Source organism: Acidobacteriota bacterium (assembly GCA_030697165.1).
Taxonomy (GTDB): Bacteria; Acidobacteriota; Vicinamibacteria; order Vicinamibacterales; family UBA2999; genus 12-FULL-67-14b.
Map to the genome: position 1 here is coordinate 40,810 of JAUYQQ010000022.1, position 16,980 is coordinate 57,789.

General features: G+C 66.3%; 16 protein-coding genes and 1 riboswitch. Of the genes, 7 read left to right on the plus strand and 9 right to left on the minus strand.

Annotation, left to right across the window (positions count from 1 at the left end; genetic code table 11):
• Positions 1-100: 100 nt before the first annotated feature.
• Both Q8T13_19775 and Q8T13_19780 read right to left on the minus strand, forming a co-directional pair.
• On the minus strand, positions 101-1,195 hold the full coding sequence (locus tag Q8T13_19775) for a SurA N-terminal domain-containing protein (GenBank protein MDP3720007.1): 1,095 nt from the start codon (positions 1,193-1,195) through the stop codon (positions 101-103).
• A gap of 37 nt (positions 1,196-1,232) precedes the next feature.
• Complete coding sequence (locus Q8T13_19780; protein ID MDP3720008.1) at positions 1,233-2,027, minus strand: cobalamin-binding protein; 795 nt, start codon at positions 2,025-2,027, stop codon at positions 1,233-1,235.
• Between the two features lie 40 nt (positions 2,028-2,067).
• Here Q8T13_19780 and Q8T13_19785 point away from each other — a divergent pair, with 40 nt between their 5' ends.
• On the plus strand, positions 2,068-2,862 hold the full coding sequence (locus tag Q8T13_19785; GenBank protein MDP3720009.1) for an ion transporter: 795 nt from the start codon (positions 2,068-2,070) through the stop codon (positions 2,860-2,862).
• On the opposite strand, the gene Q8T13_19790 is transcribed toward Q8T13_19785, so the two are convergent.
• From Q8T13_19790 to Q8T13_19805, 4 genes are read right to left on the minus strand one after another with little or no spacing between them, the layout of a single operon-like run.
• Entirely contained in the window at positions 2,838-3,533 is a 696-nt protein-coding gene (locus Q8T13_19790) for an ATP-binding protein (GenBank protein MDP3720010.1), read from the minus strand. The genes Q8T13_19785 and Q8T13_19790 overlap by 25 nt on opposite strands.
• Before the next feature lie 27 nt (positions 3,534-3,560).
• Complete coding sequence (locus Q8T13_19795; protein ID MDP3720011.1) at positions 3,561-4,454, minus strand: helical backbone metal receptor; 894 nt, start codon at positions 4,452-4,454, stop codon at positions 3,561-3,563.
• Entirely contained in the window at positions 4,451-5,434 is a 984-nt protein-coding gene (locus Q8T13_19800; GenBank protein MDP3720012.1) for an iron ABC transporter permease, read from the minus strand. The genes Q8T13_19795 and Q8T13_19800 overlap by 4 nt, the downstream gene beginning before the upstream one ends.
• A gap of 14 nt (positions 5,435-5,448) precedes the next feature.
• Positions 5,449-6,237, minus strand: a complete 789-nt coding sequence (locus tag Q8T13_19805) for an ABC transporter ATP-binding protein (GenBank protein MDP3720013.1) — start codon at positions 6,235-6,237, stop codon at positions 5,449-5,451.
• Positions 6,238-6,274: 37 nt separating this feature from the next.
• A riboswitch (cobalamin riboswitch) is annotated at positions 6,275-6,420 on the minus strand.
• A gap of 85 nt (positions 6,421-6,505) precedes the next feature.
• On the opposite strand from Q8T13_19805, the gene mqnE reads away from it, so the two are divergent.
• From mqnE to Q8T13_19830, 5 genes are all read left to right on the plus strand, one after another.
• Positions 6,506-7,636 carry an aminofutalosine synthase MqnE gene (gene mqnE, locus Q8T13_19810; protein MDP3720014.1) on the plus strand — a complete coding sequence of 377 codons (1,131 nt, stop codon included), beginning with the start codon at positions 6,506-6,508 and terminating at the stop codon, positions 7,634-7,636.
• 113 nt (positions 7,637-7,749) lie between these two features.
• Positions 7,750-8,889 carry a quinolinate synthase NadA gene (gene nadA, locus Q8T13_19815; GenBank protein ID MDP3720015.1) on the plus strand — a complete coding sequence of 380 codons (1,140 nt, stop codon included), beginning with the start codon at positions 7,750-7,752 and terminating at the stop codon, positions 8,887-8,889.
• A 66-nt stretch (positions 8,890-8,955) separates the two neighbouring features.
• On the plus strand, positions 8,956-9,558 hold the full coding sequence (locus Q8T13_19820; GenBank protein MDP3720016.1) for a superoxide dismutase: 603 nt from the start codon (positions 8,956-8,958) through the stop codon (positions 9,556-9,558).
• 68 nt (positions 9,559-9,626) lie between these two features.
• Positions 9,627-11,090, plus strand: coding sequence for an alginate export family protein (locus Q8T13_19825; protein ID MDP3720017.1), 1,464 nt, complete (start codon positions 9,627-9,629; stop codon positions 11,088-11,090).
• A 74-nt stretch (positions 11,091-11,164) separates the two neighbouring features.
• Positions 11,165-11,572 carry a hypothetical protein gene (locus tag Q8T13_19830; protein ID MDP3720018.1) on the plus strand — a complete coding sequence of 136 codons (408 nt, stop codon included), beginning with the start codon at positions 11,165-11,167 and terminating at the stop codon, positions 11,570-11,572.
• Between the two features lie 42 nt (positions 11,573-11,614).
• Here Q8T13_19830 and Q8T13_19835 read toward each other — a convergent pair whose 3' ends face one another.
• Together Q8T13_19835 and Q8T13_19840 are read right to left on the minus strand one after the other, a co-directional pair.
• The gene (locus tag Q8T13_19835; protein MDP3720019.1) at positions 11,615-12,835 is read right to left on the minus strand and encodes a molybdopterin-binding protein; all 1,221 of its coding nucleotides are present in this window, start codon (positions 12,833-12,835) and stop codon (positions 11,615-11,617) included.
• Complete coding sequence (locus Q8T13_19840) at positions 12,835-13,338, minus strand: molybdenum cofactor biosynthesis protein B (protein MDP3720020.1); 504 nt, start codon at positions 13,336-13,338, stop codon at positions 12,835-12,837. The genes Q8T13_19835 and Q8T13_19840 overlap by 1 nt, the downstream gene beginning before the upstream one ends.
• Positions 13,339-13,546: 208 nt before the next feature.
• On the opposite strand from Q8T13_19840, the gene Q8T13_19845 reads away from it, so the two are divergent.
• Complete coding sequence (locus tag Q8T13_19845) at positions 13,547-15,343, plus strand: glycoside hydrolase family 3 protein (protein ID MDP3720021.1); 1,797 nt, start codon at positions 13,547-13,549, stop codon at positions 15,341-15,343.
• Here the strand turns inward: Q8T13_19845 and Q8T13_19850 are convergent.
• Positions 15,332-16,684 (minus strand): sulfatase-like hydrolase/transferase, encoded by a 1,353-nt coding sequence (locus Q8T13_19850; protein MDP3720022.1) that lies wholly within the window; start codon positions 16,682-16,684, stop codon positions 15,332-15,334. The two genes, Q8T13_19845 and Q8T13_19850, sit on opposite strands and share 12 nt — an antisense overlap.
• Positions 16,685-16,980: the final 296 nt, after the last annotated feature.

Consider the following 16,980-nt stretch of genomic DNA (forward strand, 5'->3'; position numbering starts at 1 on the left):
CTTTAGCCGGACAGGATGTGGCGTCCGGCTTTAGCCGGACAATGCGAGCAGGTGACGGAGCCCGAGAGCTCCGTCACCCCGATAGTGTGCGCTGACGCGCTTACTTCGCTGCGGCGGGCGCGGGTGTGGCCGGCAGCGCCTTGCCCTGCAACTCGACGAGACGCTTGGCGAGGATGTTGTTCACGACCGCGTTGTTGCGGATGTCGGTGAGGTACGCGGCCCGCAGCAACTGCTCGCGGCGGCCCTTCAGCCCGTTGGTGATGGCGTCCTTCACGGCCGGCATGCTGGGATCCTTCTGGCCGGCGGTGTCCTTGGCCACGAACAGCACGATCGTGTGGGCGCCGTTGTTGCTGACGACCCGGACCGAGCCGGGTTCGGACTTGAGCACCGCATCGCGCAGGGCCGGGGGCGCCTGCTGCAGGCGCGAGAGCGGGATGAAGCCCAGGTCGCCGCCGCGCGGCGCCGACTGCGGGTCTTCCGAGAAGTCGGCGGCGAGGTCGCCGAACGCGACGCCCGCCTTCAGGCGCTCCATCAGCATCTGGGTCTTGGCCGCCGCCTCTTGCGGCGTCCGCGCATCGTCACCCGACCGATTGCCAATCTCCTGATCGGCGACCGGCGTCACAGCGATCTGGGCGATGTGATACGCGTCTTCGGTGCGGTTGAACTGCGCCTTGTTGGCGTTGAAGAAGTCGGTGACTTCCTGGTCGGTGACCACGATCTTCTTGACCACTTCCTGGTCAACGACCTTCGTCACCAGCATGTCGCGGCGCAGCGCTTCGCGCATGTCGGCGGCGGTCAGGTTGCGCGCGGCCAGGCTCTTCTCGAAGGCTTCAGGGGTGATGTTCTTCTTGCCCTCTTCGAACGCCTGGTCGACTTCGGTGTCGGCGATCTCGACCTTGAGCGCGCGCGCCTTGGCCATCAGCAGGTCCTGGACGATCAGTTCGTTCAGGATGCCCAGCTTGGCGGTCGCCAGTTCCTCTTCCGACAGGACGGCGCCGTCCTGCGCGGTGCGGCGGTACGTCTTCTCGACCTCTTCGCGCTTGATCTCGCGGCCGTCAACGACCGCCCAGGCGTCGGGCGACGCGGGCGGCGTGGCGGGGGTGGATCGGCACGCGCCGGCAAAGCCCGCCAGCGCGAACGTGGCGGCCAGGGCGAGGTGACGGCGGCGCATGAGGGGCGACGTGAGTGTGTTCATCGGAGCCATTGTATCCGGCGAACCGCCTCCTCGGCCATTAGGGAGTGACGGCCCGCCGGATGATGTCGTGAAGTTGCCGCACGCCCTCCGTGAGGGCGGCCGGTCCCGGCTGCAGGATGTAGGTGGATTTCACCTCGTAGATGCGCTCGTTCTTCACGGCCGGGACCTCGGCCCACCCGGGGCGCGCGGCGATTCGGGCGGGGCGCACGGGCTTGCCGCACCACGAGCCGATGATGACGTCGGGGGCCCGCGCGATTACCTGCTCGCTGGTCACGATGCGGTCCCTGGCCAGGCTGGCCCGATCGAGCTCCGGGAAGGTCGGATCGCCGCCGGCAATCTGCACCAGCTCCTCGGTCCAGCGAATGCCGCTGATCAGTGGGTCATACCATTCCTCGAAGAAGACCTTGGGCCGCCACGGTAAAGCGGCGGCCTGCTCCCGTATGTCGTCGAGGCCCTGGCTGAGCCGTGCCGCCAGCGCCTCGGCCTTCTCGGCCACGCCGACGATGCCCCCGAGCACGCGAATCATTTGCAGGATCTCGGCGACGCTGCGCTGGTTGAACGTAAAGACGGGGTAGCCGCGCTTCACCAGGTCGGTGGTGATGTCCGCCTGCAAGTCGGAGAAGGCGAGGATCAGATCCGGCTCGAGCGCCTCGATCTTCTCGTAGCGGGCGTGCAGGAACGACGACACCCTGGGCTTCTGGCGGGCTTCGGGCGGACGCACGGTATAGCCCGAGATGCCGACCACGCGGTCGCCTTCGCCGAGGAGGTACAGCGTCTCGGTGGTTTCTTCCGTGAGGCAGACGATTCTACGCGGGTAACTCGATCGTTCCACTCAGCGCTCCCCTTGGCTCCACAGTTGCATATCCACCAGCATGACGCAGCTGGACAATCCCACCGACACCCTCGCCGCCGAGCGGCGCAACGTCCTGGAGCAGGTCGAAGACTGGCTCGAGACGCCTCTGCTCATCCTCGCCTTCGTCTGGTTGGTGCTCCTGATCAGTGAACTGATCTGGGGCCTTAGCCCGATCCTCGAAGCGACTGGCCTCGTGATCTGGATCGTGTTCATCGTCGACTTCCTGATCAAGTTCGTGCTCGCGCCAGACAAGAGTGATTACCTGCGCAGCAACTGGCTGACGGCGATTGCCCTGGTCGTTCCGGCCCTGCGCATCTTCCGGATGTTCCGTGTTTTTCGCATGCTTCGCCTGGTGCGAACCACGCGCGGGCTGCGCTTGGTACGCGTGGTCACGTCCCTCAACCGCGGCATGCGTGCGCTTGGCGAGAGCCTGGACCGCCGCGGCTTCGGCTACGTCGTCCTGCTGACGGTCCTCGTGACCTTCGGCGGCGCCGCCGGCATGTATGCCTTCGAAAACCACAACCCCGACGGCCGGGGCTTGACCACGTACGGCGCGGCGCTGTGGTGGACCGGCATGATGATGACGACGATGGGGTCGGAGTACTGGCCACAGACGGCCGAAGGCCGCATTCTCTGCCTGCTGATTTCGCTCTACGCCTTCGGGGTATTCGGCTACGTCACCGCGACGCTCGCGACCTTCTTCGTTGGCCGCGACGCGGCCAGCGAACAGGGCGAACTGCCGAGTGCCGAGGCGGTGCGGGAATTGCGCGCGGAGATCGCAGCGCTGCGTCACGCCTTGAGGGGCCCTGCGTAGGCTGCGTCTGGTGGTGTCGAAAGGTCGGCGAACACGAACCCGTCACGATCGACGACGTCGCCGACAGAGACGACGATTGGGTGGTTGAACATTGGCCCGGTGTGCGCGAACGAATGGAACTCGCCGTGCTCGCCGCACGGGTCAACCCCGGCCGGCAGGTCGTCGATTAGTGATTGATCGAAGGTGCGCCCCGCAAACGAGCGATCGAGCTGCTTCGGGTCGACGCATGAGAGCGTCGCGCGCAACCCGCCATCGAGCATGTCTTTCGCGAGTTCGGCGGTCGGCTTGGTCTTCCACAGCGGAAACAGCGGCTCGAGCCCGGAGCCGGCCAGCCGTTCCTCGCGATAGCGCCGCACGTCTTCGAGAAACAGATCGCCGAAGGCCACATGCGTGAAGCCGGCCGAGACGAATCCGTCCACCGCTGTTGTCATGGTCGACTCGTACTGCTCGTTCGAGCACGGCCACGGCAGCGGCACCACGTGCAGGGGCAGGCCCGCAGCGTCTGCCTGTGCCTGCAGCAGCTCGCGCCGAACGGCGTGCATCGCCACCCGGTCGAAGGCTTCGTTGGTCGTGGTGAGCAGGCCGGCGACGGCTCCTGGTTGTTGCTGTTGCAGCGTGTGCAGCATCCACGCCGAGTCCTTGCCGGTGGACCACGACACGAGGATCTTCATGGGTTCTCCAGGCGCACTAAAGTGCCCCTACGGGTGCAATGCCTTCGCCATGCGCTCCACGCTCTCGGCGACACGAGGGCCGGGTACCGTGACGGCGTGGCCGGCAATGAAGTGCACGCGCTGGTTGCGGACGGCCGGCACCGACCGAAGCCGCGCCCACGCCGCCAGCTCGTCACGCATCGGCTGGCCTTCGGGGATATCTTCCGGCCGCAGCTCGATGATCACCTCTGGCGCCCGCGCCAGAATCGTCTCGGTCGACACCTGGACCGACTCGCGGTCGAGGTCGTTGAACACATTATCTCCACCGGCCATGTCGAGCATGTCGTGCAGGAAGCCGCGGCCGCCGCTGACGTACACGTTGCGCAGGGTTTTCGGCTCGCGCGAGAAGACCAGCAGGGTGTTCGGCCGGCGTTTGCCGGCGACGCGGGCGCGGACGGCGGCGAGCCGCGCTTCGATCGCGCGGACCACCTGAGTGGCCTCGGTGGCGTGGCCGGTCCTGGCGCCGAGCTCCGTGATCGTGACCAGGAGATGGGCGAGACCGCCATGCCGGTAGTCGAACGTGGCGATGCCGGCGCGCTTCATTTGCGCCTGCAGGTCCACCTGGCTGCCGTAGGTGATCACCAGGTCGGCCTTGAGCGCGATGATGCGCTCGGTGTCGGGATCGAGCAGCGCGCCGACGCGCGGCAGGGCGGTGACCTCCGGCGGATACTCGTCGTAGCTGGAAACCGCGATCACCTGCGGCCCGGCGCCAATGGCGTAGAGCATCTCGGTCAGCGCCGGGACGAGCGAGATGATGCGCTGCGGGCGCGTTTGAAACGCAACCACGAAGGACACGAAGGTTCCCACGAAGGACACGAAGAAGACCAACCCAAGTAAATTCGTGTGCTTCGTGATTTTCTTCTTCGTGTCCTTCGTGGTCATGACTTTTTTACTAACAGCCAAAGAAAGAATGGCCCGCCGATCAGCGCCGTGATGATGCCGACCGGCAACTCCAGCGGCGCCATTATCGTACGCGCCACCAGGTCGCAGAGCACGGTGAACGCGGCGCCGAATAGCGCCGCCGCCGGCAGTACGATCCGGTGATCCGAGCCGACCATCAGCCTGACCAGGTGGGGCACGACGATGCCGATGAAGCCGATCGGTCCGGCCAGCGAGACCGCCGCGCCGGTGGCGAGCGACGCGCTCAGGAACGCCAGCCGCTGCGTGCGGATCACCTCCACGCCGCGGGCCGCGGCCACGTCCTCTCCCAGCGTCAGCAGGTTCAGCGTGCGCGGCAGCACCGCAAAGATTGCGAAGGCGACGCCAATAAACGGCAGCGCCGCGAGAATCGGGGTGTAGCTGCCGACGTCGAGGTCGCCCATCAGCCAGCGCACGGCCCGGAACGACTCGGTAAAGTCCGACATGTACTGCACGAACAGGATCAGGGCCGAGAAGAACGAGTTGAGCGTCACCCCGGCGAGCAGCAGGACGTTGGTTGATAGTCCGCGCTTTTGCGACGAGGCCAGCCAGTAGACGATGCCGATGGCGAGCAGCGACCCGGCGAAGCTCGCGATGGGAATCGAGGTCACGCCCATCAGTCCCAGTTCGAGGCCGAACGCGATCGCCAGCATGGCGCCGAGCGCGCCGCCGGCCGAGACGCCCAACGTGAACGGGGTGGCCAGCGGGTTGCGCAGCATCGCCTGCAGCACCACGCCCGCCGCCGCCAGCGAGGCGCCAACGATGGCGCCAGACAGGACGCGGGGGAGGCGGGCGACGAAGAAGATCTGCGCGTCGACGTTGTCGGCCCAGGGAATGGACCGGTCAAGCGCCCTGGCCAGGGAGATGCTGGTGCTGCCAACCGTCGGCGCCCACAGCACCACCGCGACGGTGCCCAGGGCAAACGTCGCAATCACCGTCAGCATGCGGCGCCGAATTCTCACCGGGGCACTCGCCGGACCGGCACCACGGTCATGTGGCCGGTGTCGTCGTGGACGTGGACGTCGGCCTCGACGTCGTACAGCGCGAGGACGTTGTCGGGGGTGAGCACTTCGCTGGTGGGTCCGGTGGCCAGCACCTTGCCATCGCGCATCAGGATCAGCTCGCGGCAGATCGCCGCCGCCAGGTTCAGGTCATGCGTCGACACCGCCATCGTCACGCCGTGATCCTGGTTGAGCCGCAGCAGCAGCGACGACACCTCGAGCTGGTAGCCGAGGTCGAGCGAGGCCGTCGGCTCGTCGAGCAGCAGCAGTGACGCCGATTGCGCCAGCGCCGCGGCGATCACGACGCGCTGCTTCTCGCCGCCGCTCAGCTCGTGAAACGGGCGGTCGGCCAGGTGCGCGGTGCCGGTGGCGGCGAGGGCCTCGCGGGCAATGCGGATGTCGTCGGGCCCTTCGACGGTGAACACGCCGAGGTGGGGGTGTCGGCCCATCAGCACGATCTCGATCGCGGAATACTCAAAGGCGAGCTCCGTTTCCTGCGGCACCACGGCAATGCGCCGCGCGACCTCGCGGCGCGACAGGCGATCGAGCGGCTGGCCGCCAAGCAGGACCCGGCCGGCGGTGGGCCGCCGCGTGCCGCTCAGCAGGCGCAGCAGCGTGGTCTTGCCCGAGCCGTTGGGGCCGAGAATGCCGACGAGCGCACCCTCGGCAAGGGCGACACTGACGCCGTCGACGACGAGCGGGCCGTCGGGCGCGTAGCGAAAAGACACCTGGTCTGCGGAAAGCACTGCGCGTCGCCTCCCAGGCGTCTCACGCGCCTGTATGAGTGACTTGCCCGTGAACTGCCAGTCTCCTGACTCGCGGATCTCCACTAGGGGGCCGCTTACAGTGGCGGGACCGTGTGGGCGTTTCACCCAACTTCCCTGGCTGTCCTGGTACGCGTCTGTTGAGCTGTGGATTGTACCATCAGATACAATCAAAGCTTCGTGCTTCGAGTGCCTAGGGTGCCTAGGGTGCCTACGGTGCCTGGGGTGCCTAAGGTGCTGAAAACCAACTATGCGACAGCGTCTGACAACTGCGGGGCTCGTTGATATTGCCGACAAGGTCGAGGCCCGCGAACGGCTGTCGTTCGAGGATGGGGTCAGGCTCTTCGAGTCTACGGACCTGCTGGCGCTTGGCTGGATTGCCAATCGCGAGCGCGAGCGGCGACACGGCGACCGCACCTACTTCAATCACAACCTGCGGCTCGAGGCCACCAACGTGTGCGAGGCGTCGTGCCTGTTCTGCTCGTTCGCGCGGCTGAAGGAAGGCGACCCGGGCTCGCACACCATGTCGCTGGAGCAGATCTTTGCCAAGCTCCGCCAACGCGCTGATCAGCCGCTCACCGAAATCCACATCGTCAACGGCCTGCACCCCGGGCTGCCGTTCAGTTACTACACCGATTTGCTGAGCGGGTTGAAGCAGATCCGGCCCGGCATTCACCTGAAGTGCTTCACCGCGGTGGAGATTGCGTTCTTCGCGGACCACTACGGCATGACCGACCAGCAGGTGCTGGTCCAGTTGAAGGCGGCGGGTCTCGACTCGTTGCCCGGCGGCGGCGCCGAGATCTTCGCGCCGCGCGTGCGCCAGAAGATTTGCCACGACAAGTGCGACGGGGCGCGCTACCTCGCCATTCATCGCATTGCGCACGGCCTGGGCATGCGCACCAACGTGACCATGCTCTACGGCCACATCGAGACCACCGAGGAGCGGGTCGACCACCTGTTGCAGACGCGGACGCTGCAGGACGAGACCGGTGGGCTGCAGGCGTTCATCCCGCTGGCGTTCCATCCCGACAACAACCAGATGCGCAAGCTCCCGGCGCCGTCGGCGACCGAAACGCTGAAGGTGCACGCGGTGGCGCGGCTGGTGCTCGACAACGTCGATCACATCAAGGCGTATTGGATCTCCTGTGGCGTGGAGGTCGCGCAGACGGCGCTGTGGTTCGGCGCGGACGACCTCGACGGCACGGTGCAGGAAGAGACGATTTACCACATGGCTGGGTCATCGACGCCGACGACACTGTCGACCGATGACATCGAGCAGCTCATCCGCGATGCTGGCCGCGAGCCGATCGAACGCGATACGCTGTACAACGTGGTTCGCGTACCCGCGCCTGTAGCGTCCGGCTTTAGCCGGACCCTGTAGGTCCGCCTAAAGGCGGACACCACATTTGAGCGGACCCCACATCATGTGGCGTCCGGCTTCTTGACCCGCCGTAGCCTTGGCGAAGGCGGTTAGCCGGACCATAGCAACAAACCATGCCCACGTTCTTACCGGTTCTGAACGAAGTTGAGAAGGCGTCGCTCCATGAGCGGCAGCCCCTTCCCGATGCGTATCTGAATCTCCCGGACGAAGAGATGGCGCTGCGCATCGGCGGGGCCCGCGCGGCGCTCGGCGACCGCCTGGTCATTCTCGGCCATCACTACCAGCGCGACGAGGTGATTCGCTTCGCCGACTACACGGGTGACTCGTTCAAGCTGGCCGGCGCGATCGCCAATCACCCGGCCGCCGACTACATCGTGTTTTGCGGCGTGCACTTCATGGCCGAGAGCGCCGACATCCTGGCGCTGCCGCACCAGCGCGTGATCCTGCCCGACCTCGCCGCCGGTTGTTCGATGGCCGACATGGCGCCAGCCGATCAACTGGAGATCTGCTGGAGCGAGCTTCAGCAGATGGGCCTGGCGGACCGGGTGGTGCCGGTGACCTACATCAACTCCGCCGCCGCGATTAAATCGCTGGTCGGCGAGAACGGCGGCACCGTCTGCACGTCGTCCAACGCCGCCGCGACGCTCGAGTGGGGCTGGCAGCAGAAGGAGAAGATTCTGTTCCTGCCCGATCAGCACCTGGGCCGCAACACCGCCTTCAAGATGGGCGTGCCGCTTGACCGGATGGTGGTGTGGGATCCGTTCGAACCGTTCGGCGGCCTCACGCGCGACCAGCTCGAGCACGCACAGCTCATCCTGTGGAAGGGGCACTGCTCGGTGCATGTGCGCTTCACCCCGCAGCAGATCGACAAGGTGCGCGCCGAGCACCCCGGCATCAAGGTGATCGTGCATCCCGAGGTGCCGTTCGACGTGCTGCAGGCGGCCGACGACAGCGGCTCGACCGAATACATCCTGAAGACCGTGCGCGAGGCGCCGGCGGGCTCGTCGTGGGCCGTCGGCACCGAAGTCCACCTCGTCCACCGGCTGGCGGAAGAGGTGGCGCCCGGCAAGACCGTGGTCTCGCTCGACCAGTTCGGCTGCCTCTGCTCGACCATGTTCCGGGTGTCGCCGAACCACCTCTTGTGGGTGCTCGACTCGCTCGTCGAGGGCGAGGTCGTCAATGAAATCGTCGTGCTGGACGAGCAGAAGAAGTGGGCTAAGATCGCGTTAGATCGGATGCTTGCGATCACGTAGGTTCCATCACGAGGGTTCAAACACGGCCGTTCAATCACGGCGGTTCAAACACGAGGGTTCTAAACTATGGCTCATTCACTTCCCGCGCTGCCCTACGACGTCGCGGCGCTCGAACCGCACATCGACAGCCAGACGATGCAGATCCATCACGGCAAGCATCACCAGGCGTATGTCACCAACCTGAACGCGGCGCTCGACAAGCATCCCGACCTGCACAACCAGAGCCTGGATGACTTGATGAAGGGCATCAACAGCGTGCCGGACGACATCAAGGCGGCCGTGCGCAACAACGGCGGCGGCCACTGGAACCACTCGCTGTTCTGGACGCTGATGGCGCCCGGCGCCGGCGGCGCCCCCACCGGCGCGGTGGCCGATGCCATCACCAGCGCGTTCGGCGACTTCGAGAAGTTCAAGACCGCGGTCAACCAGGCCGGCACCACCCGCTTCGGCAGCGGCTGGGCGTGGGTGATCGACAACGGCGGCAAGCTCGAAGTGATGAGCACGCCCAACCAGGACAACCCGCTGATGGAAGGCAAGAAGGCCATTCTCGGCATCGACGTCTGGGAACACGCCTACTACCTGAAGTACCAGAACCGCCGCCCCGACTACCTGGGCGCGTGGTGGAACGTGGTGAACTGGGACGCCGTGAACAAGCTGCTTAAAGGCTAACCACGAAGGACACGAAGGAAAATCACGAAGGACGCGAAGCTTCTTTGGGCAAGCCAGAAAGATTCTTCGTGTCCTTCGCGGTTCCCTTCGTGTCCTTCGTGGTTGCCTTGGGCTCCACCACGAAGGCGCAGGAACCTCCGGTCGTCACCGCCTCCGTTTCCAACCTCACCCGCGCCGAGTCGTGGTCGTTCTTCGATCCCTATCCCGCGGCGGCGACGGATCAGCTCGTCGGCAATCCCGACTACACCTTCATTGGTGACCGCGCCGAGCTGGGCGTGCGCGTTGATGGCCGCCGCTTCGATCTGGGAGGCGCGTTCAACTACGTGCGTCTCGAGAACGTGCCGACCGGCGCGATTGGGCCCGGCGGGCTCGGCGTGGGCGCCTTCTATTTCGCGGCCACCGGCCTCAGTTACAGCTACCAGCTCTATCTGAGCGAACTGTTCCTGCGGGTGAGCGGGGGCGACGACCGGTCGTCGGTCACGCTTGGCCGCATGTCGTTCGCGTCGGGCGCCGAGTTCGCGGCTGACAGTCCGTCGCTCGATCAGCTCAAGCGCGAGCGTTTGCACTCCAGGCTGGTCGGCAACTTCGAGTGGTCGTACTACCAGCGCCGATTCGACGGCGCGCGCCTCGACATCGCTCGGCCTGAGTGGCACGTCACGGCGGCGGCGTTCGTGCCGACGCAGGGCGGCTTCGAGGAATCCACCAACCTGTCGATGCCGAACGTCCGGGTCGCCACCGCCTCGTATACGCGAAAGAGCGGCGCGCGCAGGCAACCCCAAGAAGGGGTTGCCTCCACCTCGGAGCTTCAGGTGTTTGGCACTCTCTATCGCGACCGCCGTGAGCTGGCCGCGGTGGTGGATAACACGTTGTCGCCGGACCGGCCGGTGGATGTGACCATCGCGGCCCTGGGCGGCTCGCACGCGCGGGTTACGCCGACGCGCAGCGGCGAACTGGACACCGTGCTCTGGGGCGCCGTGGAGACGGGCGATTGGTACGGCCAGTCGCACCGCGCGGCCAGCGTGGCCGCCGAGGTGGGGCATCGCTGGAGTAATGCCGCTGGACGGCCGTGGCTGCGGGCCGGCTATCTGTGGTCGTCCGGCGATGGCGATCCAGCCGACGACCGGCACGGCACGTTCTTCCAGATGCTGCCCTCGTCTCGGAAGTACTCGCTGTCGGCCACCTACGCGCAGATGAACCTGACCGACGCGTTCGTGCAGGCCGCTTTTGAACCCCGCGGGGTAAAGACGCGTATCGAAGTACATGCGGTCGGCCTTGCGAGCGGGCAGGATCTCTGGTACCAAGGCAGCGGCGCCACGGCCAGCACCGGGCGCTACTTCGGTTTTTCAGGCCGCGCGGCCGGCGGCCAGTCGCGGCTGGGCACGGTGCTCGAGGGCGCCGTCGATGTGCCGCTCAAGAGATACTGGTCGGTGAACGGGTACGTGGGAACGATGTCGGGCGGCGGCGTCGTGAAGCACAGCTTCAGCGGCACGCGCCTCACGTTCTGGTATCTCGAGAACGTCATTCGATTCTGACGGGAGCTGAATGCTCGTCGGGAGATGAGCCTTGTCGGGAAGTATTTCACGTCGGGAAACCGGAGGAGTGATCGATGACTGATGCGACCGTTGTTCGTGAACCCGATTCGTCGCTCGTGACCATCACGCATGTCACCTACGCCTTGCACGCCCTGGGCCTGGCGATTGGCGCCTTCGGCGCCTCAACCGTGATCGGCGCGTTCATCTTCGGCTGGCCATCGATCATCGCCGTGATCATCAACTACGTGAAGCGCAACGACGCCCGCGGCACGTGGCTCGAGTCGCACTTCACCTGGCAGATCCGCACCTTCTGGTTCGCCGTGCTCTGGGCCTGCATCGTCTTCATCACCGGCGCCCTGCTGGCGATTGTGCTGATTGGCTTTGCGATCTGGTTCGTCGGGCTGTTCGTGCTGGGCTGCTGGGCCATTTACCGAATCTTGTCGGGATGGTTACGCTTGCGCGATCGGCGTGCAATCGCGTGACGGGAGTGGCCTTCGCCGTCGGGAGGACAACTCCTGTCGGGATCAGAAGAGCCGCACGTCGACGATTTGACCCTTCTCCACAATGTCGGTCTGCGCCGGGATCTCGATGTAGCCGTCGGCTTGCGACATCGAGGTGATGTCGCCGGAGGCCTTGAACGCTGGCATCGCCTGCCCGTCGACAATCTTCACCGTGTAGAACTGGTGGCGGCCGGTGGTCGAGACAATGCGCTGGCCCACCGGCAGGCTCACGGTGTGGGTATGGCGTGGCTGCAGGCGGCCGATCGCGCGCAGCGCCGGCACCAGCAGCATGTAGGCGTTCGACAGGCACGAGGTCGGGTAGCCCGGCATGCCGAACATGGGCTTGCCCTGGATGGTGCCGAACACGGTCGGCTTGCCCGGCTTCACGGCAATGCCGTGGAACACGATCTCGCCCTTGCGGCCGATCACGTCGAGGATCAGGTCGCGCTCGCCGACCGAGCTGCCGCCCGAAAACACCAGCACGTCGCACGCGACGCAGGCATCGATCGCGCTCTCGAGCGCCTCGATGGTGTCTTGCGCCGTGGCGTACGGCACCGGCACGCCGCCGTGCTCCTGGACGATCGTGCTGAGCGTGAACTTGTTGATGTCGTAGATCTGGCCCGGCTGCAATTCCTGGCCGGGATCGATGATCTCGTTGCCGGTCGAGAGAATGGCGACGGTGGGCCTGGCGTAGACCTCGACCTCGCCAATCCCGAGCGCCGCGAGCGCGCCGATCCGGCTCGGGTTCAGCAGGTCGCCGTCGCGGATCACCGTCTGGCCGACCACGATGTCGGCGCCCTGGCGGCCCACGTTCTGGCGCGGATACACGGGTGTCAGGATGCGGACGCGGTCGCCCGCCATCTCGGTCTCCTCGACCATCACGACAGCGTCGGCACCCGCGGGCATGGGCGCGCCGGTGGCGATCTCGACCGCCGTGGCGGGCGTCAGTTGCCGGGTCGGCACCTGGCCGGTGTAGACCTTCTCGATCACCCGCAGTGTCTTCGGTTCGTAGCGGCTGGCGCCGAAGGTGTCGCCGGCGATCACCGCGAAGCCGTCCATGCCGGCGCGCGAAAACGGCGGCACGTCGCGGGTTGACCGCACCTCGGCGGCAGCGGCCCGGCCGTTGGCGTCAACGAGCGCCACCCGTTCGCGCCGCGCGATCGGCGCGCACGCACCGGCAATCAACTGGCGGGCTTCCTCCAGCGGGATGGTGTCCATGATCGGACGCATTTCGGACTTGGCCATTACTTCTGTGCCTGCTGAATCATGTGTCCGAGCTCCGGAACGACGAGCTTGTTCATGGCGAGGCGGACCGCGCTCTCCGATCCAGGCAGCGAAATTACGATGACGCGGCCGATGGTGCCGGCGCAGGCGCGGCTCAGCATCGCGGCGGCGCCGATGTCGTGGTAGCTGAGCATGCGGAACAGCTCCCCGAAGCCGGGTAACCGCTTGTGCAGCAGCGCGTCGATGGCCTCGAAGGTGCTGTCGCGGCTGGTCAGGCCGGTGCCGCCCGTCGTGATGATAGCGTCAACGTCGCCGATCGCCGTCTGCTGGCGAACCAGTTCCGCGACCCGCGCTGGTTCATCCGGCTCGATCGCCTTGCCCGCCACCTGGTGCCCCGCCGCGAGCAGCAGTTCGATGATGGCGCGGCCGGCGGTGTCGGTGTCGTCGGTCCGGGTGTCGCTGACGGTCAGGACGAAGACCCGGGCCCTCTCGGGGGCCAGGGCCTTGTGTTCGGTGCTGCTCACGAAGCAATTATAGGGTGCCTACGGTGCCTAAGGTGCCTAAGGTGCCTAACGTGCCTAAGGTGCCTATGGTGCCTATGGTGCCTATGGTGCCTATGGTGCCTATGGTGCCTAGGGTGCCTATGGTGGCTAGGGTGCCTATGGTGCCTGATGTGCCCTGCCGCGCCGAAGCTCGCGGGATCACGCGAGCGAAGGCGGGTTACGATGGCGCATGTCCCGAGGGTTGGCGGTCTTTGCGTTGCTCGCGTTCCTTCTTTTGCCTGCGGGCGCGCAGTCGGCACTCGACAAGGCCGCCCAGCAGTGGGTCGAGACCACCCTCAAGAAGCTGACCGTCGAGCAGTTGGTGGGGCAGATGATCTTCGCGCCCTTGAACTCGACCTACCTCAGTAGCGACACCGACCAGTACGACGCGCTGGTCAAGCTGGTGCACGAATCGCACATCGGTGGACTGATTGCCTTTGGCGGCACCGAGCCCATGCCGAACGTGCTGCTGAACAATACCTATGGCCCGGTGATTCTCGGCCAGCCGCTCGCACTGGCGTCGTTGTTCAACCGCCTGCAGTCGATCTCGCCGCTGCCGCTGCTCACCACCTCCGACTTCGAGTGGGGCGTGGCCATGCGTGTCGCCGGCGGGACGAAGTTCCCGCGCGCCATGGCCTTCGGCGCCGCCGGCGATCCCGAGCTGGCCTACGAGGCCGGCAAGGTGGTGGCCCGTGAAAGCCGGGCGATTGGCGTGCACGTCAACTTCGCGCCGGTCGCCGACGTGAACAACAACCCGCGCAACCCGGTCATCAACATCCGCTCGTTCGGCGAGGATCCCGCCCGCGTCGGCGGCCTTGCGGCCGGGTGGGTGAGGGGCCTCCAGGAAGCCGGCATGATGGCGACCCTGAAACACTTTCCCGGCCACGGCGACACCGATGTTGATTCGCACCTCGGCCTGCCGGTGGTGGCGCATCCGCGCGAGCGGCTCGACGCAGTGGAGTTGGCCCCGTTCCGCGACGGCATGGCCGCCGGCGCCGCTGGCGTGATGGTCGCGCACATGGAGATGCCGGCCATCGATCCCGAGAAGCGCCCGGCCACGTTCAGCCCCATCGTGATCGGCGACCTGCTGCGACGGCAGATGAAGTTCGACGGCGTGATCTACACCGACTCCATGAAGATGGCGGCGATCACGAAGATGACGTCGCCCGGCGAGGCGGCCGTGCTGGCCGTCAAGGCCGGGGTGGATGCCGTGCTCGACTCACCCGACTCGGCGGCCGCGGCCGCCGCGATTGTGGCTGCGGTCAAGGCAGGCGACATCCCGCGCGCGCAGGTCGAGCGTTCGGTGCGCCGCCTGCTCGAAACCAAGGCACGGCTGGGCCTGCACCGCGCCCGCACCGTCAACCTCGATGCGGCGGCGCTGTCGGTCGGCGGGCGCAAGCACGAGGCGATCGCCCAGGCCGTGAGCGACCGTGCGATCACGCTGATCAAGGACGAGCGCGCCATGGTGCCCATGCCGACACCGCGCACCGGATCGGTGATGTACCTGTCGGTACTCGACTATCCCTCGGGCTGGCGCATTGCCGCGCCGAGCCGGACGATGATCCCGGAGCTGCGCGCGCGGTGGGCGGCGACCGAAGCGTTCGAGATTTCGGATCGGACGACTGCGTCCGAGCTCGACATGGTCCGCGCGCTGGCCGCGAAGTACGACGCCGTGGTGGCCGGCATCTTCGTGCGCGCTTCGTCGGGCAGCGGCCGGCTCGACCTGGCGCCGCAGCTCGAGCGGTTCCTGCAGGACCTCGCGCGCGCCACCGAGCGGCGCCAGCAGCCGTTCGTGTCGGTATTGTTTGGCAATCCGTACACCGCCATGGGCATGCCCGAGGCGCCGGCGGTGATGCTGACCTACGACTTCTCGGACGGTGCCGAACGCGCCGCGGTCAAGGCGCTGGCGGGGGAGATCCCGATCGGCGGCAAGCTCCCGATTGCCCTGCTGCCGATGTTCCCGCTGGGGCACGGGCTAACGCGCTGAGCCGCCGGCCTTGGCCTCGGTGTCCACGTCCTTTTCCCACTCCAGCAGTTGCTGACGCAGGCGCCGGACCACGGCCGGTTGTTGCTGGGACAGGTCGTCGTGTTCACCGAGATCCTTGCGCACGTTGAACAGCAGGTACCGGGACGTGCCGTCGATCAGCAGCTTCATGTCGCCGTTTCGCACCGCGCGCTGATCGAGTCCGCCGGTTTGGACACGCCAGAACAGGCTGCGTTCGACCACGGGCGTGCGGCCTTCGAGAATGGGAAACAGGTTGATGCCATCGAGCCTGGCCTCGGCCGGCACCGGTGACCCCGTGGCCGCGAGAATCGACGCGCTCAGGTCCATGGTGATGCCCACCTGCGGCGTCACGCGGCCGGCGGGCACGCGGCCGGGCCAGCGGATCAGTGTCGGCACGCGAATGCCGCCCTCCCACAGCGTGAACTTGCGATGCGTCAGCGGCGCGTTGCGCGACAGCCACTCGCCGCCGTTGTCGTTGGTGAAGATCACGATGGTATTGCGGCTCAGCCCAAGCTGGTCGAGCGCCGCCAGGATCTCGCCCACGCCGCGGTCAACTCGCTCGACCATCTTCACGTAGTCGGCGCGTGTGTCCGGCTTCTCGTCATACGGCATCACGTGCCGCGAGTTGTCGATCGCGACCGACGGAAGGTCGGGAACTTGATACGGCCAGTGGGGCGCGGTGTACGCCACCTCGAGGAAGAACGGCTGCGCGGCGCGGTCAGCGATGAACTTCAGGGAGCGCTCGGTGATGAGGTCGGTCATGTAGCCGGCCACCTTCACGGGCGCTTCGTTCTCGTACAGGTCGGGATGGCCATCGCTGTCGGTGTGCTGGTAGTAGTCGCCGTAACCGGCCTTCAACCCGAAGAAATAGCCGAAGCCATGGGCGCCGGGGCTGAATTCCGGCTTGTAGCCGAGGTGCCACTTCCCGACGAGCCCCGTGGCGTAGCCGTGGTTGGCCAGCAGCCGGGGCAATGAATGCGCGGTGGCCGGCAACCCAAACTCGCCGTCAACCCGCGGGATGCTGAGCGGACGTTCCATGGCGAACCGTTGTTGATACCGCCCGCTGATCAACCCGGCACGGGTCGGCGTGCAGGTCGAGGCATTGGCATAGAAGTCGGTGAAGCGCGTGCCGGTCTTGGCGAGGCTGTCGATGTTCGGCGTCCTGATATCAGGCGCCCCGTAGCTCCCAAAATCCCCATACCCCGCATCGTCGGTAATGATCAGGACGACGCTCGGTCGATCGTGACGGGCGGCCGGGGCCTGCGCGAACAGCGCAGCCGTAGAGAGCGTGACCAAGACAAGGAGCGGGATCAGCGGCTTCATGGCTGACGCGCATCCTATACGAGAACGACGAAGTGCGTTGTGGTCTTGGGTCCTTCGACTCGTTCAGCCTTCGAGAGCCTCAGGCTTCACTCGCTCATGGTGCGCCCAGCATGATTCGAACACGCTAGCGCGGAGCCGAAGGCGAGGCGCGGCTTGAACTAGACTCGGCTTCGTGCAATCAGAGCTTGGCCTGCCAGCCGAAGCTCGAACCGTCAGGAAGGTCCACCGCCGCGGCGGCTGTATTCCGCGCCGCTATGGTGGACAACCTTCGCGTGACCGAGAGCGAAGGTTGGTGC